The organism is Shewanella schlegeliana (assembly GCF_016765635.1).
Classification (GTDB): domain Bacteria; phylum Pseudomonadota; class Gammaproteobacteria; order Enterobacterales; family Shewanellaceae; genus Shewanella; species Shewanella schlegeliana.
In genome coordinates this window covers 623,240-645,848 of the sequence record NZ_JAESVD010000001.1, presented here as the reverse complement: position 1 = coordinate 645,848, position 22,609 = coordinate 623,240, and the positions used below count along the sequence as shown (strand labels likewise).

19 protein-coding genes are annotated in these 22,609 nt (G+C 41.6%); 9 read left to right on the top strand and 10 right to left on the bottom strand.

Annotation, left to right across the window (positions count from 1 at the left end; all coding sequences use genetic code 11):
* Positions 1-16: 16 nt before the first annotated feature.
* Together ftsZ and JMA39_RS02885 are read right to left on the bottom strand one after the other, a co-directional pair.
* Complete coding sequence (ftsZ, locus tag JMA39_RS02890) at positions 17-1,201, bottom strand: cell division protein FtsZ (RefSeq protein ID WP_202720311.1); 1,185 nt, start codon at positions 1,199-1,201, stop codon at positions 17-19.
* Between the two features lie 42 nt (positions 1,202-1,243).
* The gene (locus tag JMA39_RS02885; protein WP_202720310.1) at positions 1,244-2,272 is read right to left on the bottom strand and encodes a helix-turn-helix transcriptional regulator; all 1,029 of its coding nucleotides are present in this window, start codon (positions 2,270-2,272) and stop codon (positions 1,244-1,246) included.
* A 326-nt stretch (positions 2,273-2,598) separates the two neighbouring features.
* On the opposite strand from JMA39_RS02885, the gene JMA39_RS02880 reads away from it, so the two are divergent.
* Entirely contained in the window at positions 2,599-3,681 is a 1,083-nt protein-coding gene (locus tag JMA39_RS02880; RefSeq protein ID WP_202720309.1) for an AI-2E family transporter, read from the top strand.
* A 107-nt stretch (positions 3,682-3,788) separates the two neighbouring features.
* Here the strand turns inward: JMA39_RS02880 and JMA39_RS02875 are convergent, their stop codons facing one another.
* Positions 3,789-4,214, bottom strand: a complete 426-nt coding sequence (locus JMA39_RS02875) for a DUF1090 family protein (protein WP_202720308.1) — start codon at positions 4,212-4,214, stop codon at positions 3,789-3,791.
* Between the two features lie 583 nt (positions 4,215-4,797).
* On the opposite strand from JMA39_RS02875, the gene JMA39_RS02870 reads away from it, so the two are divergent.
* Positions 4,798-6,285, top strand: coding sequence for a glutathione synthase (locus tag JMA39_RS02870; protein ID WP_202720307.1), 1,488 nt, complete (start codon positions 4,798-4,800; stop codon positions 6,283-6,285).
* A 288-nt stretch (positions 6,286-6,573) separates the two neighbouring features.
* Here JMA39_RS02870 and JMA39_RS02865 read toward each other — a convergent pair whose 3' ends face one another.
* The 6 genes from JMA39_RS02865 to JMA39_RS02840 form a co-directional block, all read right to left on the bottom strand.
* Entirely contained in the window at positions 6,574-7,572 is a 999-nt protein-coding gene (locus JMA39_RS02865) for an FUSC family protein (protein WP_202720306.1), read from the bottom strand.
* Between the two features lie 430 nt (positions 7,573-8,002).
* A complete protein-coding gene (locus tag JMA39_RS02860; protein WP_237732577.1) occupies positions 8,003-8,299 on the bottom strand; it encodes an HdeA/HdeB family chaperone in 297 nt (98 codons plus the stop codon).
* Between the two features lie 991 nt (positions 8,300-9,290).
* Positions 9,291-9,452, bottom strand: a complete 162-nt coding sequence (locus JMA39_RS02855; RefSeq protein WP_202720305.1) for a hypothetical protein — start codon at positions 9,450-9,452, stop codon at positions 9,291-9,293.
* 79 nt (positions 9,453-9,531) lie between these two features.
* The gene (locus tag JMA39_RS02850; protein WP_202720304.1) at positions 9,532-9,765 is read right to left on the bottom strand and encodes a hypothetical protein; all 234 of its coding nucleotides are present in this window, start codon (positions 9,763-9,765) and stop codon (positions 9,532-9,534) included.
* A 212-nt stretch (positions 9,766-9,977) separates the two neighbouring features.
* Positions 9,978-12,137, bottom strand: coding sequence for a peptidase domain-containing ABC transporter (locus tag JMA39_RS02845; RefSeq protein WP_202720303.1), 2,160 nt, complete (start codon positions 12,135-12,137; stop codon positions 9,978-9,980).
* Positions 12,137-13,384 (bottom strand): HlyD family efflux transporter periplasmic adaptor subunit, encoded by a 1,248-nt coding sequence (locus JMA39_RS02840; RefSeq protein WP_202720301.1) that lies wholly within the window; start codon positions 13,382-13,384, stop codon positions 12,137-12,139. The genes JMA39_RS02845 and JMA39_RS02840 overlap by 1 nt, the downstream gene beginning before the upstream one ends.
* Before the next feature lie 720 nt (positions 13,385-14,104).
* Between JMA39_RS02840 and JMA39_RS02835 the strand changes: the two genes are divergently transcribed.
* Positions 14,105-14,383 carry a hypothetical protein gene (locus tag JMA39_RS02835; protein WP_202720300.1) on the top strand — a complete coding sequence of 93 codons (279 nt, stop codon included), beginning with the start codon at positions 14,105-14,107 and terminating at the stop codon, positions 14,381-14,383.
* Between the two features lie 77 nt (positions 14,384-14,460).
* On the opposite strand, the gene JMA39_RS21130 is transcribed toward JMA39_RS02835, so the two are convergent.
* On the bottom strand, positions 14,461-14,760 hold the full coding sequence (locus JMA39_RS21130; RefSeq protein WP_220741576.1) for a hypothetical protein: 300 nt from the start codon (positions 14,758-14,760) through the stop codon (positions 14,461-14,463).
* 179 nt (positions 14,761-14,939) lie between these two features.
* On the opposite strand from JMA39_RS21130, the gene JMA39_RS02830 reads away from it, so the two are divergent.
* From JMA39_RS02830 to JMA39_RS02805, 6 genes are all read left to right on the top strand, one after another.
* The gene (locus tag JMA39_RS02830; RefSeq protein WP_202720299.1) at positions 14,940-15,362 is read left to right on the top strand and encodes a MerR family transcriptional regulator; all 423 of its coding nucleotides are present in this window, start codon (positions 14,940-14,942) and stop codon (positions 15,360-15,362) included.
* Positions 15,363-15,364: 2 nt separating this feature from the next.
* Positions 15,365-17,656, top strand: coding sequence for a VIT domain-containing protein (locus JMA39_RS02825; protein WP_202720298.1), 2,292 nt, complete (start codon positions 15,365-15,367; stop codon positions 17,654-17,656).
* Between the two features lie 243 nt (positions 17,657-17,899).
* Positions 17,900-18,118, top strand: a complete 219-nt coding sequence (locus JMA39_RS02820; RefSeq protein WP_202720297.1) for an EF-hand domain-containing protein — start codon at positions 17,900-17,902, stop codon at positions 18,116-18,118.
* Between the two features lie 74 nt (positions 18,119-18,192).
* Complete coding sequence (locus JMA39_RS02815) at positions 18,193-18,777, top strand: hypothetical protein (RefSeq protein WP_202720296.1); 585 nt, start codon at positions 18,193-18,195, stop codon at positions 18,775-18,777.
* A gap of 177 nt (positions 18,778-18,954) precedes the next feature.
* The gene (locus JMA39_RS02810; RefSeq protein WP_244999899.1) at positions 18,955-19,542 is read left to right on the top strand and encodes a class I SAM-dependent methyltransferase; all 588 of its coding nucleotides are present in this window, start codon (positions 18,955-18,957) and stop codon (positions 19,540-19,542) included.
* 6 nt (positions 19,543-19,548) lie between these two features.
* Entirely contained in the window at positions 19,549-22,485 is a 2,937-nt protein-coding gene (locus tag JMA39_RS02805) for a DEAD/DEAH box helicase family protein (protein WP_237732545.1), read from the top strand.
* Positions 22,486-22,609 lie beyond the last annotated feature (124 nt).

Below are 22,609 nucleotides of genomic sequence, written 5' to 3'. Positions count from 1 at the left end.
AACTACATCTCAATGACTAATTTACCGCCCTTTGGTTACGGGTATAAGTTGGGATCTCAAGCTCATCATCACCATGATCTTCATTTGCGCTAGATGTCGATTTCTGTTTCAAAAAATCATGCAGATTGACTAATTCATTTGCGTCAAAGCGTTCATTGTGCGACTTCGTTTGAATCTGATCTTGAGACTTTGTAACTTTTGGCTGTTGCAGCTCGGTAAATATTTCAAATTCGCTTTCGGCCCCCTCTTGAATGCCCGTCGCAATCACCATCAGCTCAAGCTCACAATCAAGTTCAGGGACGATAGTGAGGCCAATAATCACCAATGCACTTGGGTCCAATTGCTGCTGCAAGGTTTCACCAATACTGTTGTATTGGCTCAGCTCTATACTCTCCGTTGCCATCACACTCACTATTGCGCCTTTAGCCTTGGAAAGTTTAACTTCCTCTAATAGCGGGTTTTTAAGGGCCTTATTGATAGTCAGTTGCAGATCTTCGCCCGCCACCTGCCTAGCAACGCCCATTGCCGCCCGGCCTTGGTGACTCACCACTGCAATAAAATCATTAAGATCGATATTGATGAGTCCAGACTGACTAATGGTGGTCGTTAAGCCTTGGAGTACATCCTGTAAAATACGGTTACTCTCATAAAAGGCATTCACTATGCTCACTTTCTTATCAAGCGCTTTAACTAACTGATCGTTAGGTAACACAATTACAGCGCTTGCATGTTGCATCAAGTCATCGACACCATTTTGAGCAAGTAGGCCTCTTTGATGACCCTCAAAGCTAAATGGCGTCGTCACTACCGCAACTAAGGGCTTATTTAAATCTTTCGCAATAGCAGCCATAAAGGGAATTGCGCCAGTGCCAGTGCCGCCGCCCATACCTCCAGTAACAAAGATGATATCCGCCAGCTCTATATGCTCTCGAAGTGCAGCTTGCGACTCCTCTGCCGCCTCAAACCCTTTTTGTGGTCTCGCCCCAGCCCCAAGGCCTTTGGTCGTCTCGGGGCCTATCTGCAATCGGGTACTTGAGTTGGATATCAGTAAAGACTGTGCATCGGTATTAACTGCGATCAACTCGACATTGTCACCGAGTGGAGACAGACTGAGTTGCTTGATAGTGTTACAGCCACAGCCGCCAACACCAAAGACAGCGATCCTCGGTGTTTGGCAGTTTTGCGGGACTAGATCGAACATAGCGATCTCCTTGGTATTCTCCTATTGAACGTACCGAGGAGGTTAACCTAGGGCTGCGACAGACTCGGTCGTAGCGGTTTGATATTTGTTATGAAGCTTACTCGTGAGTCGACTGAAATGATTACGAAGCTTCAGTGGTGCAATCACCTCAACGCTGTCGGCCATGCCCCACAAAAACTCCCGTAATTTTGGCGTGTCATACACACTGGCATTCAGACGGTAATAGCCGCTCTGCAAACGTTCAACAGATTGGTCTTTACTCAAGTTAGCATTACGCTGAATAAAACTTGCCGATGGTGCAAGCAGGAGTTCTAAATCAATCATGGTGCTTTTGTTCACTTCTCCGCTAAGCTCGATATCAAAATCATCACGGGTTACGGAGACGGTATCGAGTAGCCGAATATTACGCATTAAGTTAATGGGTTTAGCATAACGTTTTGTATGAAAGGTCCCCACAGTAAAGGCCAGCATAATGACGCCGCCAGAGATCTTTATGCCTTCGGGGTTGATAGGACGGTAGTCAACCCAATAGCTTTTACCTTTAATAAAGCGCTGGATCTCGCAGGCGATCTGCCGCTTGCCAAGGAGTGCATCTTGTACAATCTCAAGCGCTTTAGGGTCGTGTTCTTCATAGGTAATTGGCAAAGGCTCAGGTAACTGAGCAACCCGGCAGGCCCAGTAAAGCCAAGGATTATCGGGATCACTGCCAAGTACTTGATCGGCACGCTCAAAATAGGGGGTAAGCTGCTTGACGCTTTGTGGTGGCAGTAGCTGACTAGCACTGTATTTTAACGTATGAAATGCCAGCGCCATATGCTGATCCATCAAGGTTAGATTCAGACCACGCCAACAAGCGGCGATGGACCAGCCAAACGGCTTGCACCTGTCGTCCATGACTAAACCGAACAAACCCATATCGTACATCGCTTTTAACTCTCGCTGCACCGTTCGTAAGCCGATGTTGTAATCGCGATCTTTAAGCTTCTCTGTAATGGCATTAGCCGTGACTCGCCTTGGGTGGCGCGGGATCTGCTCAAGCATCGCGATCTGACGAGGGATATTGGTTTGCATCAAAACTTCTCTTGTTAACTTGAGCTGGTAGCATAATACCACTCTGCGACAGTATTTGACGCAGCAAGCTGTTTTTCATTTCAATAAATAAAAGCCATTCATGTCGTCCAACTAAATCAAAAAACACAACTGCTGAAATTATTGACCTCGTAAGATACTTTCATAGATTAGTCACAGAAGTTATTGTTACCGTTGACTATAGTTAACCTTGCTCATAACCTTTAATTATGTGATCTCGATTATTCCTGCTTTCAACAACTTTATGGCTCACTTTTAAAAGCCAAACTAACTAGGTAAACACTCAATGTACTTTGGAGTTCTGTTTAATGGACAGCTTTAAGCTCAAGCCCCGCCACACCATATTGCTACTCGCGTTGGCGATTGCTTTCTACGCATGCTATTTACTGGTTTCGCCTTATTTAGGTTCTATCGTACTTGCATTTATCGTCGCCCTATTAGTACTGCCGTTTCACACTCGAATTCAGCAACATTTGCCTAGTAACCCCAATATGGCCTCTGTCGTTACATGTACATTAGTCACAGTCATGGTTTTGATCCCACTGCTGTTTGTGGCAATGGCAATTATGAATGAAGGCATTAACTTTATGACTAACGCCTATGAGTGGCTGACTGGCGGCGGAGCAAAAGCCTTCCTTGCTCATCCGTATATTCAGAGTGGCGTTGCCCTATTAAATAAATGGCTACCATTTGACACGATTAAGATTGATGAGCTAGTCCAACAAGCTGCTGGTAAAGTAACCCAGCTAAGTACAAGCTTTTTAAGTGCCAGTACAGGCATTGCTGGCGATGTAGCCGATACGGTTTTAGATTTTGGATTGATGCTATTTGTGTTGTTTTTCTTTTTGCGAGACCAAGAGAAAATCATCAAAAACACGCGTCACATCATCCCATTATCTCGCTCACAGCAAGGGCTTATCTTCAATGAAGTCGGCGTTGTAGCTCAGTCTGCCGTATTAGGGGCATTTCTCACCGCATTGGCCCAAGGCTTACTCGGCGGAATAGCGATGTCATTAGCTGGTTTTTCAGGGTTATTTTGGGGCAGCATGATGGCATTTGCATCGTTTATCCCGTTTGTGGGCACCGCCATGATCTGGCTGCCTGCCTCGATTTACCTATTTATAACCGGTGACTGGCAATGGGCGATATTTTTGATTATTTGGGGAGTTGTCGTCGTCGGCTCGATTGATAACTTTCTTAGGCCTTGGCTGATGCAAGGTAATACAGGCATGAGCACCCTTCTGCTGTTCTTCTCACTCCTCGGTGGATTACAGCTATTTGGTCTCATCGGTTTGATCTACGGCCCAATCATCTTTGCAGTCACCCTTGTATTGGCACGCTTATATGAGATTGAGTTTAAGGACTTTATAGAACAGCAAGATACTGAATAGACCTCCCAATCATTATCTGAACAAATATGGCCACTCGCCATTAAAAGACTTCAGCGTAAAACATTGCCCTTACCACAAGGGCGATGTTTTACGCTTTCAGGCTTTAGCTACTTCATTTTCGCTAATTCTTGCTTTAACTGCTCTAGCTTGTAACTTTCAGCGAGCACTTTTTGTGCATAGGTATACGACCTATTTAGCTCATTAGCAGCCTTCGCCGCCTTTAATTCAGCCTGGTAGCTTTCGAGTTGCAGTTGAACTCCCGCAATTTCAGTCTGTAAATCATTCTTAATGCCTTCGTCGGTACAATTAGCCTTAACATGTTTTAATGAGGACTGTAACTGAGCGACCATCTTGTCATGACCTTTAGCTTTTGCATCCGCAATCAAAGCTTCAATCTTACAGCTCTTCTCTGCGCAACCTGCAAGCTTTGAGCAATCTGCCGTAGACGCAGCTTGAGCAGAGGCTAGACCGAAGGTTAATACACTACAACCCATTGTAACACCGAGAAATAAACGTGACATTTTGCTTTTCATAAAAAATTCCCTATTAGGATATCGACAACGTTGTTTGTAATAAAATAAATTACTCATACTGTTATATAGACACTGCATTAGCAAACGTCCATTTAGAAGAGAAAACTTCTTGTTAAACAGTATGAAAAACTTGAGCTAAGAATTAAAAATAACAGCAAATTCGCTAACATTTACACAGATGAATCTGCTAACATTTATGGATATTGCCGAATAAAAACAACTTACTCTCTTTATCAAAAGTATCAACCTAAAATATCCTTAAAAATTCATTTATTTTCCACTACTTCCGCATTTTATCTTGTATCGATTGACAACATACAGCTACAACCACCATATTTCGATATTGACAGAAATAAAAAATCGGTATAAAAATCTTCCTATATAACTTCTATAAATTGCTTTTACGCTGCCTACATAGCCTATGTATTTATGCCTCACCCATGTGGATTTAGCACTTGTGTATGCGCATTTGAGGCCGTTTACAGTCAATGAAAATACTCAACACAGCTTAAGGTACCAAAGTTAGTGCACTCATCTACATTCGCGTTCTAACAGCTAGAGTCTTACTTTTACGGTGGTAACCATGATTAACAACTCGACAAAACAAGCTTCACAAGACGCTATTGAATGGGCGATAACCCGTGGAATGGTCATCAAGTCAAATGCTTATTCGGCTTCTCACACCGCATTTAGCTTTACGCCAACGCCCATTAGCAAGGCGAGATATAAGCAATTGGTCGCCTCTGTAGGTTTATTGGGAAAACTCGTACACCACGTGTCTGAAGACCATCGCTTTATAAACCAAGCCATTAGCCCCATCATCTCTGGCGATCCTTTTTTTAACGCCCTGCTAGAGATGCATCGAGCGATCCACAAAGATGCTGATAGTGCTAAGCGTTTACCGCTGCTTATTATGCGTAGTGACTTTATGGACGATGCAGTTTTAGGCCCAAAGCTTATCGAGTTCAACGGTATCGCCGCAGGTATGGGCCCATTCGGTCAACGAGTTCATGAACTACATAAATACCTGCAACAGCAAACTCCTGAAGCTTTTAACCAATGGTCAAGTAGCCAGAATGGTAAACTTGTTGAAAACCAAGCACTAGAGCGATTAGCCCAAGGCATTGCTAACGCCACATTTAAGATACACAACGAATTTTCGGTTACAGCTACAACTTCAGTTCTAGCTACAGAGTCACATGAAAATCCACCAGTGTTCCTTATGGTGGTGCAAGCTAACGAGGACAACGTCTACGATCAACACCTGTTAGAACATGCCCTGCAAGCAAAAGGCATTAGAACGGTAAGACGTACCTTTCGTGAGTTACACGACACACTTTCAACCGGGAACAATCATCGATTATTACTAGACGGTGTTGGGCCAATCGACACAGTGTATCTGCGTGCGGGTTATCAATTCAGCGACTATCACGCCTGTGACATCATCAGCCGCGTTTGCTGCGAAGCATTAATGCAAACCCGCATATTCATAGAGAAACACCGAGTCGCGGTTAATGCTACCGTCAGCCAACAGCTGGCCACCAGCAAGCGCGTGCAGATGCTACTTTCCTCAATGGATGCAGGCTCCCTCACCCAATTTGGTCTACCGCTAACTGAAGCCAATACCGTAAATGGGCTACTTGGGGAAATGCGCCCGGTGTCGAAAGACAGCGTGGCATTATTTGCACAAAGCTCTCCTGACGATTGGGTACTTAAAAACCAAGGCGAAGGTGGCGGCCACTGCATATTTGATGAAGATATTTTGCCAAAGCTCATGCAGCTCAAACCAACTGACTACCAAGCTTGGTCACTGATGCGTAGACTTCAGCCAATCGCTCGCCCAACAACCGCACTAACCGTGCGCAAAGGCGAGCTGCAGCAAGTGGATGATTTGATCAGCGAGATCGGCATGTTCACCGTCCATATTGACGGCGAAGCTGCGATTGAGAGCAAAGACCTAGGCAAGCAAGCCTACGCCGGATATTTAATCAGAAGTAAATCAGCGCGCACCACCGAAGGCGGCGTCCACAGCGGCATGGGGGTGTTGGATTCGTTGGTTTTTGATGCTTAGCGCTTATGGCTGATGTTTATGACTAGTGTTTAAAGTTAATGCATATGTTAAGTGATTAAGTCGTCATCCTAAACAGTATGAGCCCAGACTAGCTTTAACATATCTACAGGACTTGTTGAGCGTTAGCCGTTGTAAGATGCATGACTTAATATGTCGAAATATCTCAAACTCATTAATGAGCCTCAACATTGGCCATTAATGAGTTTTAAACGGGATCATCGCGTATCTATCTTGTAAAACATTGACTCAGTAAAACATCGAGTCAGTCTAAATGCTCCGCAACCGGACTTACGGTAGATCTGGCTGATTAGGCCACCATTTTCTTCCTAGACGTAATAGCGTCAAACTCACAGCAACCCAAGCACAACCAATAAGAGTATCAATAAAACGCCATTGGATAAGAAACTCATCTCCACCTTGTTGCAGCATTGCCAGATCGACCACCAACAATATCACCATGGTAATTAACCAGCTAAACAGCAGGTAACTTTGTCGTAAGCATGTCGGCATAAAAACAGCCGCCAGCATAATAAGATAAGGAAAGCTCCAACTGGGTAAATAACTCACCGCGATATAAGCACAGATAACCCCCAACAAGGTACCCGCAATCCGCATCCCAATTTTTTTCCAAGCATTTGCCGCATCCACATGCATAACAAAAAGCACGGTTAGCCCGACCCAAGACGCATGTTGCGCATTTAGCCAGTTGGCAGTTAACATCGCCGCTAAGATAGTCAGCGGTAGAGTGAAACCATAGAGCGGACCATTGAAATGCCCCGATAACAGTTCACGCCATTCATTAGAAGGAGACCAACCCGTGGCTTTAGTAGGAAATAAACGTGGTTGCATTAAGGTCAGAAGCAGTGCCAATAACGCCCCACTCAGATAGGCGAGTACTGTCGTCAGTGTTGCAGGGAACCCCACTTCTACCAGCACAAAGGCTGCGGCCACAAATTTTCCCAGTAAGCTAAAGTAACTTAGTTCTGGCTTAGGTTGTCCTGCAATAAAACTAAAGAAAAGAAGCGCTGCGATCGCCAGCTCTCTATGACCAACGAGTAAGTTTCCGAGTATACCCGCAGATACCATCAATAACATTCCTCCCATCATCGCCATAATTTGATGCTTAGGTTGGCAGCGGGGATCGAGCCGCAGAGTAAACATGGCACCCAGTGCGATAAAGGCCGATATATCTCTAGTTATCCATTGATCTAAGAGTAGCGGTATTCCCATGGCAATAGCGTATAAGCAGCCACGGATCCAATCATCTTTGGTTGGTGTAGTGAGCACATTTGTCTCCGAAGACGGTCGTGAAAATGTATTGAAAAAAACTATTAATAAAACCTATTAATAGATAGAGGTGATAGATAGAGATTTTAGCAGACATCTCACTAAGCTAGTGAAAAGCAGTTGTGAATGATTAACGGTCATCGCATCTTTTACTCAGTTCGATTTACTGGCCATATCGTACACATGAGCGCGATATGACGAAGTGTTGCAGCTGAAGTAAGCCAATTAAAAGCGAGAATCTACAGCACAATGTTCAATCTGCCTAATCAGTAGTAGCAATGAATTAAGATTTTGGCTGAGTAATTGATAGAACAAGCAGAGCTAAAGTGGTGGTGCTATCAGCTAGGGCTAAGGGCTAAGTGCTAAGAACTATGATGCAAATGTGTGGTTTAAATATAAAAAGCCTGAATCAGTATAAATGGCGTTAAACTCATTCAGGCTCATTGGGCCTACTTGAATTTTTTAACCGCCGCGCTGGCCTTCGCACTAGGTTTTTTTGAAGATAATCAATTAACTCATCAATATCAACGTCATCTAATACATCAACCTGCACGACGTCAATGTCACCAGTCCATTCGTTATAACGGTATAGGTAGCCAACCACAACAGGTATCGTCTCAAAATCAACGTCTAAAAACTGGGCACAAGTCATGTCTTTAGCCTTAGTTTCTTTCGTTACATCAGCCTGTGCAGCAGGGAAAATTGATAAAGCTGCAGCAAGAAACAGAATCTGTTTTAACCTCGTACGTTCACCTCTGAATTAACGGCCGATGTAACAACACACTAGCCTCAGTGCACGCAAATGCGGGCTTACTCACTATATTGGTGAGAACAATGTTCCGCCTAAACTCTTATTAATCAACAACAGCACCACTCCTATTTTTTATTGTTATTTCATTATTTAGAGTCTAAAAATAACCTGCGTTGCTCACAAAGAGTCCACGCCCTCAAAATCACATTTATCTCGCAGTAACTAAATTTTACGTAAAACCTGTTTCCAATCACTAAGACTTCAAGCTATTTGACAGATAAGCAAGCAACAAAGATGGCAAGCGATAGCTTTAGGAGGCTTTTAATTATAAATTCAATCACTCAGTAGATTTGTTAAGCGCAATCTAATCACCGTCGACAATTAGCTGCGCTTACAATCTAAGTATTGACAATAAGCATCGAGCTCTTCCCATGTAGCTGCAGGGCCTTTGAATTACCGACTAAAATCACTTGTTAGCTTAATCTGCTTGTGGAGTATTAAGCCTTTGTAATACTTTCGAAGTGATTACGTTTACAGAATTACGCTTATCATTTATGGCTGATTTAATTCTAAGCGGTACACTCTTGCAGTCTAATTATTCTTGGTTGTCAGCCATTTGTGCGCACTCAGAGTATAGGTCAACATAAGCATGCAAGCCAAAACAGTAGCATCATCGAGCAAGGCTTGAGATTAAAACCGTCTTCCCTAGAATATAGCAAAAAGACTCGCTAACTCAAGGAATCTTGATTCAACCCAATAGCGATGATACTCATAAGACTTTTATCTAAACCAATCAGTCTTGGGTTGCACACGCGTCTAGTTGTACTGTCGTAAAAAGGGGGGCTTCCACACTAATTAGTGTAACTGTTACTCAGACCATAACAACCTCTGCCTGATTGTCATTATTAAAGCTGAGTCAAAGGTTGAAAATCCAACTAACTATTATTGGTGTTATAGTTAATCATGATTATTTTTGAAAGATGATAATTAACATGCCTATAAAAGCTACGGCTAATCCAGTGTAAAGCCCCCGCTTTCTTTTATTCATCTTAACTACATTCAGTTTTGAGGATAATGCAATCGTCAGAAGCACAATTGCAACACCGATAAAAATTAACAATACTTTCATTACTTATTTCCATTTTATAAGGAGGCATAGCCCCCTTTATGATTAGCTCAACTTTTATTCGTACCTCCAAAAATTAATTTCACCTGAGAGACCAAACGTTATTTCCAGATATCCCACTTCCAACCAAAGTGCCTCCGAAGTATGAAAATCCCGTAGCAGCTCCAAGTCCAATCCATCCAATCGGACCTGACACCATTGCTAAGGATAAGCCGATAAAGCCAATACCAGCACCAACCTCACCCCAATCAGCTCCGCCGCCATTAACTACCTTCATCTCATCCATAGTTAGCTCTTCCATTATTGTTACTTGCATAATATCTTCCTTAATTTAAACTCTTTAACGTTATGTTTGCCTAGGTGCTTAGCTTCTCTATTAGAGTAGCCATCCCTTAAGCGACTAACCAAGGGCGCGGTTTCTGGCTAAAGTTACGCGCCCTTGCTTTTAATCGATACAGTATTTCACTACTTTGAGCCAAATAGCCTATCGCTTAAAATCCTGTTCTTCTGCAATTATTTTTAGTGAGTCTATTCAACAGTTCCGTTTAGCTTTTGCGCCTCTTCAGGCGTATAGACCTTACCTTGATGCATCACCACAACTCGTTTTGCTTGCTTTATAGTTTCAGGTCTGTGAGAAATGATGATCCGCGTCATATTAAGCAGATTTATCTGCTCACTAATTTTCGCTTCGTTGTCGACATCTAAATGACTGGTTGCTTCGTCCAAAAAAAGTAAGTTTGGCTGTTGATACAATGCCCTCGCTAACAATAAGCGCTGCACTTGACCGCCTGAAAACTGACTTCCCATATCACTAACTAGCGTGTTATACCCCATGGTCATATTATTAATATCAGCATCAATTGCAGCTAATTGGGCGCACTGCTGCATGCGCAAATAATTTGGCTCAGGATCAAAGAAGGTTAAGTTGTCAACAATAGAGCCTGAAAGCAAAGTATCGTCTTGCATCACTGCGGCTATTTGTTCGCGGTATCTAGTTAAGCCTATTTGAGTAATATCCTGACCATCAAGCAAAACCCGGCCTTTTGTGGGAGTTAATAACCCTAGCATTAATTTTACTAATGTTGTTTTACCACAACCAGACTCGCCAACAATGGCCACGGATTCATTTGCATGAATAGTTAAAGACACATCATTAATCACATCTTTTTCGTTATCACCATACTGGTAGCTAACATGCTCTAACGTTAATTCACCCATGACTTTATTAAGAACCTCAAATCCATCACAATTAGCTTCTTGCTCATGCAATGCAATATCTGAGATTCGGTCTAAGTGAAGACGCAGCATTCTAAATAAAATAAGCTGCTCGATTAAACTCGTTACGCGATCTGTTAATTGATTTTTATAAGCAATAAATGCGAGTACCATACCAACTGTTAAGCCACCACTCATTACAATCATTGCAGCAAGATAAATAACAATGATGTTCTCTAAACTAAATAAGAGTTTATTTAATGCCTCAAAGCTAATATTTAATTTACCTAAACGAATATCAGCATTAATCACTTCACTATACCTATTTTGCCACACGCTCTGCCTTTGGGGTTCACAAGTAAATAGCTTAATTGTTTGAATACCTCTGATATTTTCAAGAAAGTTAGTCTGTTCCTTCGCATTTGCCTGAATAGACTCCTCTGTTGCACGATGAAGGGGGCGATAAAGAGCGAGCCTTAACAAGGCATAGCTCGCCATCGCTGCAGCAACTACTAAAGTCAGTTTTACGCTATAAATAAGCATCATAATCAATACCGCTATCGACATAACGCCATCTACAAGCGTTTCAACAAGGCCTGTCGACAGCCTTTCCCGTACCTGAGTTAACGAGCCAAAGCGAGAGGCTAAGTCGCCAATATGGCGTTTCTCAAAATAGTTCATAGGTAGCCTTAATAGATGCCTTAATAAGTTCACTCCCATCTGTATATTAAGTAAACTCGACACTCTCAGGACCAACCAACTTCTTACAACTGTCGTGACCACATTAATCACCGCCAATAGCCCAAACCCAATGGCAAGCACGACTAATAGTGATTTGTCTTGACTAACTAACACTTCATCAACAACCCATTGCATATAATAAGGCGCAGACAAAGCAAACAGTTGAAGTAAAATAGATAAAATAAATAGCGCGCTTAAGGTTTTTCCTAATCCTGATATTTTGCTCCAAAGTTGAGATAATCTCATTTGTTGGCGTTCGTCTTTCTTTATAAAGCCCTTAGTTGGTGTAAGCTCTAGAGCTATTCCTGTAAAATGCTTAGCAAACTCTTTTAGAGTCAATTTTCTTTTTCCTAAAGCAGGGTCATTTATGGTTACCCCTGATTTAGTCACTCCAGTCAGCACTACAAAATGGTTCATATCCCAATGAAGTACACAAGGAAGAGAAAGCATACCCACTTGCTCAATTGGACACTTTAGTGCTCGGCTAGCCAAACCTAGGTTATCGCTGACTGTAATGACTTGCTGTAAGTTCATCCCTTTTAAGTTGGCAGTAAAACGCCTTCTTAATACGGCCAGATCAAGCTTGTTACCATGAAAACTCGCGATCATTGCAATGCAAGCTAATCCGCACTCTGCCATCTCAGCTTGCAAAATCAATGGCACCCGCTTTCTACCTGAAAACTCTAATAGCTCTATAGGGTTAGTAAGTTGGTTTGCAGTTGAGTTTGTCATTAACCAACCCTCCCTCGTAAGCTATAAATTGGGTCTAACAACCAATCTAATAAGCTTCGCCTATCAAGAACAATGTCAGCTTCTAGCAACATGCCACTTTTAAGGGGGAACTTATCACCATAAGCCAACATGTCTTGTTTTGATAATTGAGTTCTAATTCGATACACCGGCTCAGATAAAGCAATAGGTAATTTAGCTTCTCCATCCAAGAGTAAAGCGTTATCAACTCTGGAAACTTGGCTTTTTAAAAAACCAAAACGCTGATAAGGAAAAGCATCAAAACGTAATCGAGCTTCATCTCCCAGCTTAACAAAACCAGCACTTCGAGTGGGTAACAACAATTCCGCAACTAATTCAGCTCCTTTAGGAATAAGGCTCATTAAGGGCCGATTTGTTATAATAAACTCCCCCTCTACCACTTGAATTGAAGTAACGGTTCCATCTTCTGCAGCACGAAGCACATAGCGATAATTATTTTCCGTTTCGTCTATCTGGCGTCTAACCTCAGAGCGTTGCCTTTTAATATCACTATCTTTAAGAGCATATTGATTAGGTAAAATTTCAAGCTCCGACTGCGCTGCGTTTAATTGACTTTTAATCTGCACTTGCTTTGCTTTAGCGTTCTGAATTTCCTGCCTCACTATGATCAACTTCTCCATTTGCTTTTGATAATCTTGAGTCGATAAAAATCCATCATCGAGTAATGCTTGATGTTGAGTTTGCTGTTTAAGTTGAAGTTCCAGTTTATCTGTTAGTAAAGAGGCTAAGCTTCGTGATATCAATAATGCATGACGGCTATCATTGATTGATGCTTCTAAACGCCGAATATCCTTCATTAATAAGGCACTATTTACCTCTTGTTCAGTATCGAGTAGTAACAGTTGCTGATTAAGTTCACTAATTAACGACTCACTCAGTTCCTCACCAGAAAGCATGCTACGGTTTAAAACTATTGTTGCTAAAGGTGAGCCTTTCTTAATCGTGTCCCCCTCTGAAACATGTAATGTTTCTACACTACCAGTACGATTAGCATAGGTCTTTATTAACCCTTTATCTGGAACCAGATAACCACGAACAGTCTCTTTACGGGCATAATGAGAAAAGGAAAGAAAAATGAGGATACTGCTAACGATTACCAGCAAAGTGAAGGCCGAGGTATAAACACTGAATGGCTGTGCTAGTGAAACATCCCCGTGTAGCCTCTGCTTTTGAGCCGCTACAGCTTCTTGGCGAAATAATGCTTTCATATAACTTCCATGTTATAAAAATGAATAACAACTCAGTAATCACGTTTTAATTTAAACCAGTGAAAAGGACGCATTCAAAATAGCCGTTTACAATTTAAATAAAGCACAACAAGTATTAAACTGCAAACAAAGTAAGCTTAAACAAACATTATAAAAATAGTGCCAAAGTTTTGACTCAACACCAACAAATAAACACCATCACTTAACTTAGACATTTATTCGACATTAACCTATTGAGAAAAACCAACTTATTTAAAGAAGGCGCAAATTTTAGTGGACATACATTAATCTTAATAATCAATTCTTTGACAGTTTTCGATTTCAGTTTCCATTCGAATAATTTTTTAATAAACCTATTGAAAGTGAATAGCTAGAAACTCTGAAAACTCCTTTACTCCTTTACTCCTTTACTCCTTTACTCCTTTACTCCTGCCTATTGAAATAAGCTAACGACTGCTTAGCAACAGAAAACAGCAAGATTGCAATACCTTATAACCGCTCAAAACATCTTATCTCCTCCGTATAAAGCCTGTTAACCTAGCCCTTATCTAGAATATTTTACTGCAGTTTAACTGGAATATACTCCAATAAACTCACTTAATACTTCCAATAAAAGCAAGATAACAATTGACAACATAGAAACCCTAACCCATATTTCCGGAAAAATGTAATCATAGGTGTTAGATTATGTATAACATTCAACAACTAGTGCGGTAATCAATGCAACCGAACGGAACCAAGCCCGAGGTAAGCATTAAAAATAAAGCCTTTTTAGCAAATGACACTGTATTTGGTTTTTCGCCGACGCCCACTCGCAAATGGGAGATTGGCATCTTCACCGTGCATATTGATGGCGATGATGCGATAGAAGACCAAAATCACGAGAAGCACAGTTATGCAGGATATTTTAGCCGCAGCAAATCCTCCCACACTATCGAAAGCGGCGTACGCAGCGGAATGGGGGTTCTGGATTCGCAGATATCTAATATTGATGTCTAATGTATTACTGAACAGCAAGGCCTAGAACGTTCTCTCTAGGGCTGTTCGCATAGACTCCTAAATATAACTTAGCTTTGTCATTTAAAATATTGCTTACTGCGTTTTGAGTTATGCTTCCAGCTCTTAGCCTCTTTATCCAAATAGGAAGGATAATCATCCCAAGGATCTGCTAATCCTGTTCCTCTCACGACTCTGAGCTTAATTGGGTAGCCTCTGCATTCAATTATGTGTAAAAAGTAACAACTCCTTTCTTGCTTAGTAGAAAAGCACTTGTGTAAACCACTGCGAAGCAGTGGATAAACCACCCGACTATGGCTATAGCCACTAACGCCATGAATTTGAATGCGTATTCGATATTGCTGCTTTAGTTTTTTCATTTCCCCTCCAGGTGACATTACCTAGAAAGGATCCTGTTCAAAATAATTCATAATCCTCTCGCTTCTCTGTCGTCATGAGTAGAAAGCTCTACCGCGTTTAAAAAGACAATATTTAAGCAATTGACAAAACATTATCACGACACTAGTATCTGACACAGGAACTGTCGAGATAAGCTGTCATGAAAAAATTAACCCAATATTCTTTAAATGAACTCTGCCAACTGGTCGAGCTGACACCTCGAACCGTTCGGTTTTATGTCCAGAAAACCTTGCTTCAGCCCCCAGAAGGTTCCGGTAGAGGCTCGCACTATACCCAGCAACATGTCGAGCGCCTGCTCGAGATCCGCAAGTGGCAAGATGCTGGCTTATCCCTTGAACGCATTAAAGAACTGCTATTCGACAATGACGAACACAAAACACTCCCTCCCCTAAAGCGCTTACAGCCTGGGGATATAGAAGTCTGTAGTCATATCCATATTGATGAAGGCATAACGCTAACACTCAATCCAATGAAAGCGGGTCTCACGCCCGAACAAGCAAAACAACTAACACAAGAAGTTATCTCTTTATATCAGCAGCTTAAATTGAGCTGTAAGGAATAAAAATGAACGACGAGATAGGTTTAAAAACATCCGGTGGTGAAGATGTAGCTTTAAAAGCGGTTGATGTAAAAGCAGTACTAAACGGCGTGTTATCACAAGTTAATATCGAGCAGACCTACATCAATACAGAACAGAGCAACATTGAGGCGGTTTATACGTTCCCGCTACCGTTGGATGCAGTGTTATTAGAGTTAGTTGTAGAAATAAACGGCGAGAAAATCTCGGGCCAAGTTAAACCCAAAATGATCGCAGAAACGCAATATGAGCAGGCAATTACTGATGGAGATACCGCATTATTACTGACAAAAATCAAAGAGGGTCTATATTGTGTCAATTTAGGTAATTTACTTGCGAACGAGACCGCCATAATCAAATTTAAATATGCGCAGCTCCATCAATGGCAAGGCGATTCACTACGTTTTTATCTGCCAACCACCCTCACCCCTCGATACGGAAATCCGACAAGTAGCGGCTTAGAACCCCATCAAGTACCGGAGCATAGCTTATCAACAGCTTATACTCTGAATTTTGAGTTAACCATTCAAGGCCAGCTGGCTAGCGCAGCAGTAAACAGTCCTACTCATGCAATAGCCAAGCACTATGACAATGAGGCCTTAAAAATCAGCCTCAAAAATCAAACTACAGCAATGGATCGTGACTTAATTGTCGAGTTCACCCAGCCAGAGCACTGTGTGGGCGAAGGACTGTGGAGCAAAGATGACGATAAAATTGTCGCGCTGACCTCATTCTATCCACAAATTGACTCATACGATGAAACCACGCCTAAATCAATAATAATGGTTGTCGATTGCTCAGGCTCAATGTCTGGTGATTCAATCGCCCAAGCAGGTATAGCACTAAAGCAGATCCTTGAATTGTTAGATGAAGATGATTGGTTCAACATCATACTGTTTGGTAGTCATCATAGGAGTTTGTTCTCCGAGTCTGTAAAGGCCAGCAGAACGAATCTTGACATTGCAGCCAAAGAACTTGCTAACTTAAAAGCAGATCTTGGTGGCACCGAGATGTTAACGGCACTGAATGCCGCCTATGACTCAGCCGCACCAGCCGAGCTTACATCAAACATATTGTTGATAACCGATGGTGAAATTTGGGGGGAGGAGCAACTGCTTCTTAAAGCGCAGCAGTCAAATCATCGCCATTTTGTTGTTGGTGTGGGCTGCGCCGTAAGTGAAGCTTTCTTAAGGCAGTTAGCCGATAAAACTGGTGGTGCTAGCGAGTTTGTCACCCCCAACGAAAATATGAGCAATAGAATTGTTCAGCATTTCTGCCGCATTAAACAGCCCAAATTGACCCAGAGTATTATTCGCTTTGGTGACGAATCGAATGACGACACTACCCTGTCGCAAACGTTAAGCCATCAAGCGACGATTTTTGCAGGAGATACAGTAAACAGTTTTGCGCAATTAAAGCTGCTTACAACTAAGCAAGCGACATTATCTTATGCGTATATTCGTGCTTCAAACACTGATCAAGGCAAGAGCAAAAAGCCAAGCCAAACCTACGAACAAAACATCGAATTACATCCATATTCCGATAGCATTAACACCTTAGCGCGACTGGCAGCCTACGCCAGACTCGCATCGCTCCCAAAAGAACAGGCTATCGAACTGGCTTTAAAGTATCAGCTTATTACCGATGAGACTCACTGTATCTTGGTCAAGACTAACCATAATGCAGTCGAACTCGGTTTGCCTGAAATGCGATCGGTTCCCCATCAAATACCAGCAGGTTATATGGGACTAGGAAGCGTTGTTTGTGAGGGGGACATCTCATTGTGTACTAACGAGCTCCCCGCTCAAATGCATCGTGAGCGTGACTACCTCGACATTCCTGCATTTTTAAGCTGTGACAGACCTATTTACAACAGTAGTGACGCGACTTCAGAGTCTATTGCAGAGCCGATTGAAGAATTATTCAAGGAGTCGATTGAGGAATTAGTCGCTGCCAGCACCAGCATCGCAGAAAAATTAAATGAAGAGTTCACACCAAGTAATCATATGGGACTCAGCGAATTTGATATTGTCGATCTTGAAGAGATGGGTGAAGATGAGGCTATTATCAATATCCTCACACAGCTTGAGCTACTCGGCTTTGATGAAATCGAACTGGTTGCAGCTTGGTTAAGTCTCTATAACGAATTTAATCCAACCAAGCCGTTATCCAGACATGTTACGCGGCTTGCACGAATGCTAGTGAAGGAGCTCGATATCAAACCGCTCCTGATACAAACCGTTAGAGAAGCGTTACAGGCAGAGCTGACTATGTCATAGCATAAGCTTATATATGAAACAGGCCGAGCATTGATAAATCTCTATGCTTGGCCTTTTTACCAAAAATAGGTTCAGCAGTTTATCGTTAACGAACGCTATATCGGTTGACGAAATGGTAAGAGGCATTCATGATGAATTTGAACAGGAAGTGAACTTACTCATCAAGCTGAATGAAAAACTAGCCAAGCTAATTCAATCGCTTATGGTAGAAAATTGAAAGCAAAACTAACGTAGGAGTCAATAATGACTGATTTATGCCAAGAAGAGCTCAAAGAAAATTTCGACCATTTCGATACTGACGGTGACGGGAGAATTGTACTTTCTGAGTTCAAACTCCTACTACTTGCTCTAGAAACAATTGAACCCGATGAAAGTGCCGAGATAGGTTTTGACGCAATAGATCTCGATGGAAATGGAAGTATTGATTTCGAAGAGTTTAGTCAGTGGTTTAACAGCCAATAGAATGCTTACAGCGCTTAAAACAAAGCGCTGTTCCCCAAACTCAAATGTAGTAGCTCAACTAGGCCATTATCTCGATGCAGAGCCATTCAAAATTAAGCAAATATTTTACTTTAGAAGATCTGCTTTATTGTAGCCAAACTTATGCAACACAAACTTACGCAACGCAAAAGCTAGCTAACATTCCAAGACAACGTTCATCTATCGAAGCCTTGAAGCGACTATCTGTTAACTTACTCGATCCTATTGTTGAGCAGTTTGGTCCAATCACCCTTACCTATGGCTTTTGTTCACCAGAGTTAGCCAGAGCGATTAAGAAGAATGATAACCCTCATATTGCGCCAAACCTAGACCAACACGCCAGCCACGAGCTCAATAGGAAAGGCAAATTGATCTGCCCTCGCCTTGGAGCGGCAGTCGACTTTTTTGTTGATGCCATGCCAAATCAAATGGATGAAGTCGCACTGTGGATTGCAGAAAACCTTAAGTTCGACCGTATCTACTATTATGGAAAATCACGACCACTGCATATCAGCTACGGGCCAGAGATGAACCAATTTGTTCAACTGATGAATACCAATGAAATCACGGGACGGCGAACGCCAGGTAAACGTGCTAACGGTAAACAAGCATGTGACTTATTTAAGCAAATTATATTTTAACAACTTAAAAACTAACCCAAATAAGATTGCAGGTTACACTAATTGTAACGATGAATATGAATCTGTTAACTCAATATTCCAATAAATAATACAGATCGCGATATAGCCGTAATGAATGATATCATTACAAACTAATAGAGCTATTACAGTGTGTTAACTAAAAAGGTACCACCGTTTGTGAATAACAATACAACCATTTCATTCTATAATGACAACGCAGACTCTTTCATAAACAATACATTAAACGTTGATATGACCAGTTTATATCAACGATTTCTACCTTTGTTGCCTCTTAATGCCCATATCCTTGATGCCGGCTGTGGCTCAGGCCGAGACAGTAAATATTTTATCGATAATGGCTATCAAGTTACTGCAATAGATGCGAGTAAGGCGTTAGCTGCAGCGGCAAGCAACTTAATAGGCCAACCTGTAACTACTTGCTTATTCCAAGAGTTTAATAGTTCTCAGCCGTTGGATGCGATCTGGGCTTGCGCCTCTTTATTGCATGTGCCAAGTGCAGAGTTGCCTTCTGTTTTTGCTAATTTGTCAAAACAGTTAACACACAAAGGCCATTTCTATTGCTCATTTAAATACGGTACTAACGATGTCGAACGCGACGGCCGTTATTTTACCAACGCAGATGAAAATCGAGTCCAGTTATTCATCAAAAATACCGATTTAAAGATCGCTGAGAGTTGGCTAACGGGTGATTTACGGCCTGAGAGAGAAAGTGAACAATGGCTCAACTTAATTTTGACTAAGTGATTCTATATGCATGACGTAAGTATGTTATCAAAAAATGAACTGTATACAGGGTTGAAGCTCACTACAGGAGGCAGTGAAGACCCTCTGCTACCGAAGCTTTTACACGCTATTAATAATGCCGATGAAATTGAAATTTCAGTATCATTTTTGCAGTTTTCTGGAATGTACTTGTTATTGCCAGCTTTGGAAGATGCTTTAGCAAGAACAAGTCGTATCAACATACTGACTTCTGATTATTTGTGTATAACCGATCCTCGAGCATTAAAGCAGCTGATGTTACTGCAGGAGCGCGGCGCTAATACTAAAATATTTCAATGCCGTCACGGCGAAAGTTTTCACATGAAGACTTACATTTTCATTAAAAATAAAAATGGTAGTTTGCATGATGGCTGTGCTTTTATCGGCTCAAACAATATTAGCGCCACAGCGTTACAGTACGCTCATGAGTGGTGTATTCGTTATGATTTTAACCCTGATGAAGCAAATATTGATAACGAATTTAGCCATATAAGATCTCAGTTCAATGCTATTTTCACCCACCAGCAATCACATGATTTAACTCATAACTGGATTAATGACTACCAGTCACGCCATGCAAAATTGAGAAAAGCGCCTTTAGCACTAGTCAGTAACGATGACCGTATCGAACAATTTGAGCCAGCGACTCCGAATGAAGTGCAACAACTTGCGTTAACGGCTTTATGTGACAGTCGTAATGCAGGTTTTAAACGTGGTCTAGTAGTATTAGCTACGGGGATGGGTAAAACTTGGTTAGCAGCGTTTGATGCACAGCAGTTTCAAGCTAAGAGAATATTATTTGTAGCTCATCGTGAAGAGATTTTATTGCAAGCGCAAAATACCTTCGTCACTCTAATGAATGAAACCTCTACAGGTTTATACAACGGAAAAGAAACAAATAAAGAAGCAAAATTTATCTTCGCTTCAGTGCAAACCCTCGGTAGAAAAGCACATCTTATGCATTTTAAGCCTGAGCATTTTGATTACATTATTATTGACGAGTTTCATCATGCAAGTGCACCGACATATAAGCATCTGTTAGCACATTTTCAACCGCAGTTTCTATTAGGTTTAACCGCAACTCCTGAGCGTACGGACCAAGCAGATATATTGTCATTAGTAGATAATAACTTAGTTTTTGAACGTAATTTAGTCCACGGTATCGAAGCAGGGATCATAGTACCTTTTGATTATCATGGGATTTTTGATGATAGTGTCGATTATCAGACTATTCCTTGGCGGAACGGAAAATTTGATCCTCATAGTCTAGATAATGCCTTTGCAACTCTCCAACGCGCTAACCATGTATTTGACCATTGGCAGCGTTTAAAGCAGACACGAACCCTTGCCTTCTGTATGTCTATACGACATGCAAATTTTATGGTGAAGCATTTTACCGCTAAAGGAGTAAAGGCAGCAGCCGTTTATAACGATTCACAGGTTAAACGTAATGAAGCTCTACTGAGTTTAAAAAACGGTGAGCTAGATATTATCTTCTCTGTCGATTTGTTTAATGAAGGTACTGACTTACCCTCGATTGATACCATTTTAATGATCCGCCCTAGTGAATCTAAGATTCTATTTTTACAGCAGCTAGGCCGTGGGTTACGTACATCTGCTACCACTAACAAAAATAAGCTAACTGTGGTCGATTACATAGGCAATCATCACTCCTTCCTAAATAAGCCGTTTGCTCTTCTTGGCGAGGAGGGAGCAGGCAGAGTTCTCAGTGGTAAAGAGGCCCCTACATTACCCGATGGTTGCTATGTTAATTTACCAATTGAATTAATTAATTTATGGCAAACGTTAAAAGACAAATTGAAATATAGCGCTGTAGAAGAGTTTAACACCCTGTACGAACAGCTCGGCCACCGACCTACCGCGACGGAGTTTTTCCAACACGGCTACGACTTAACAAAAGTCCGCAAGCAACATAAAAGTTGGTTTAACTTAGTGAAAAACAATTTACTTGATAGCGCTAGCGATGTACCGATGATGCCGATCATCGAAAAGTATCACGATTTTATGCTCGAAAGCATTGAAATGACATCAATGACTAAATGCTTTAAACCGATTTTATTAGCGGCTTTTTTAGAGCTTAATGGATTCAATAATTCGCCTACGACTCAAGCTTTATCCAAACGAAGTTGGTTGGTTCTTAACCGTCGACCTGATTTATTTAATTCCGAATTGCCCGAAAAGCAGCGTGGTTTAACGGCTGAAAGTGAAGCATGGCATAAATACTGGCTAGGCAATCCAATTAAGGCCTTTACCAATACTATCAAGTCCAATTCGCAGCAATGGTTCTCTGTTATAGATGGTTTCTTTGTTGCCAATATTAAACCTACAGCCCAAGAATTAGAGCTCTTACACGAACTGGTGCAGGAGTTAGTTGATTATCGGTTAGCTAAATATATCAATTCAAAACAACTTAATTTGCAAAGTTCAGCGATCCCGATTGAACAGAGTGTCACTAAGCCAATTGACAGTCTATCTACTGGCGACTCAGTATCTTTACCTTATTATCCAGACTTAAGGATCGCCTGCGGCAACTTTAAAACAGGAACTTATACCCATGTAGAGCAACTGTCGCTGCCTGCTTACTATGATAAATACGATCCAAAAAGATATTTTGTCGCCCCTGCATGCGGCAATTCTATGCACGGTGGAAAAAACCCCATTGCTAACGGAGACTTATTACTACTCGAATGGATAACCCCTGTTAACGCAGGCTCGATTTCTAGCCTCACATTGGCTATAGAACGAATCGATGATGCCGGAGATAGCGAATATTTATTGCGAGTAGTGAAAAAACAGCCTGATGGTCGCTACTTGCTAAAAGCAAATAACCCAGAATATGAAGATAAAGTCGCTACCGACAACATGAAAACTTTCGCTCGGTTGATTAAGGTAATTAAAAAATGACGCCCCTCCCTACAGTTTTATAGGAATGTATATAGTTCGACGTCAGTATAAGTAGTAGGTAACGAGTCTTGGCTTTCCCAATCCTCAATTATTCGGCTTGAATTTCTCATATCGAAGTTAGCGG

Excerpts from the sequence above, each read along its gene's own strand:
- JMA39_RS21130 (WP_220741576.1), bottom strand. The coding sequence starts at position 14,760 with ATGAAAAAACTAAAGCAGCAATATCGAATACGCATTCAAATTCATGGC.
- JMA39_RS02815 (WP_202720296.1), top strand. The coding sequence starts at position 18,193 with ATGCAGAGCCATTCAAAATTAAGCAAATATTTTACTTTAGAAGATCTG.
- JMA39_RS02870 (WP_202720307.1), top strand. The coding sequence starts at position 4,798 with ATGATTAACAACTCGACAAAACAAGCTTCACAAGACGCTATTGAATGG.
- JMA39_RS02880 (WP_202720309.1), top strand. The coding sequence starts at position 2,599 with ATGGACAGCTTTAAGCTCAAGCCCCGCCACACCATATTGCTACTCGCG.
- JMA39_RS02840 (WP_202720301.1), bottom strand. The coding sequence starts at position 13,384 with ATGAAAGCATTATTTCGCCAAGAAGCTGTAGCGGCTCAAAAGCAGAGG.
- JMA39_RS02875 (WP_202720308.1), bottom strand. The coding sequence starts at position 4,214 with ATGAAAAGCAAAATGTCACGTTTATTTCTCGGTGTTACAATGGGTTGT.
- JMA39_RS02835 (WP_202720300.1), top strand. The coding sequence starts at position 14,105 with ATGCAACCGAACGGAACCAAGCCCGAGGTAAGCATTAAAAATAAAGCC.
- ftsZ (WP_202720311.1), bottom strand. The coding sequence starts at position 1,201 with ATGTTCGATCTAGTCCCGCAAAACTGCCAAACACCGAGGATCGCTGTC.
- JMA39_RS02850 (WP_202720304.1), bottom strand. The coding sequence starts at position 9,765 with ATGCAAGTAACAATAATGGAAGAGCTAACTATGGATGAGATGAAGGTA.
- JMA39_RS02855 (WP_202720305.1), bottom strand. The coding sequence starts at position 9,452 with ATGAAAGTATTGTTAATTTTTATCGGTGTTGCAATTGTGCTTCTGACG.
- JMA39_RS02805 (WP_237732545.1), top strand. The coding sequence starts at position 19,549 with ATGCATGACGTAAGTATGTTATCAAAAAATGAACTGTATACAGGGTTG.
- JMA39_RS02830 (WP_202720299.1), top strand. The coding sequence starts at position 14,940 with ATGAAAAAATTAACCCAATATTCTTTAAATGAACTCTGCCAACTGGTC.
- JMA39_RS02885 (WP_202720310.1), bottom strand. The coding sequence starts at position 2,272 with ATGCAAACCAATATCCCTCGTCAGATCGCGATGCTTGAGCAGATCCCG.
- JMA39_RS02820 (WP_202720297.1), top strand. The coding sequence starts at position 17,900 with ATGACTGATTTATGCCAAGAAGAGCTCAAAGAAAATTTCGACCATTTC.
- JMA39_RS02845 (WP_202720303.1), bottom strand. The coding sequence starts at position 12,137 with ATGACAAACTCAACTGCAAACCAACTTACTAACCCTATAGAGCTATTA.
- JMA39_RS02825 (WP_202720298.1), top strand. The coding sequence starts at position 15,365 with ATGAACGACGAGATAGGTTTAAAAACATCCGGTGGTGAAGATGTAGCT.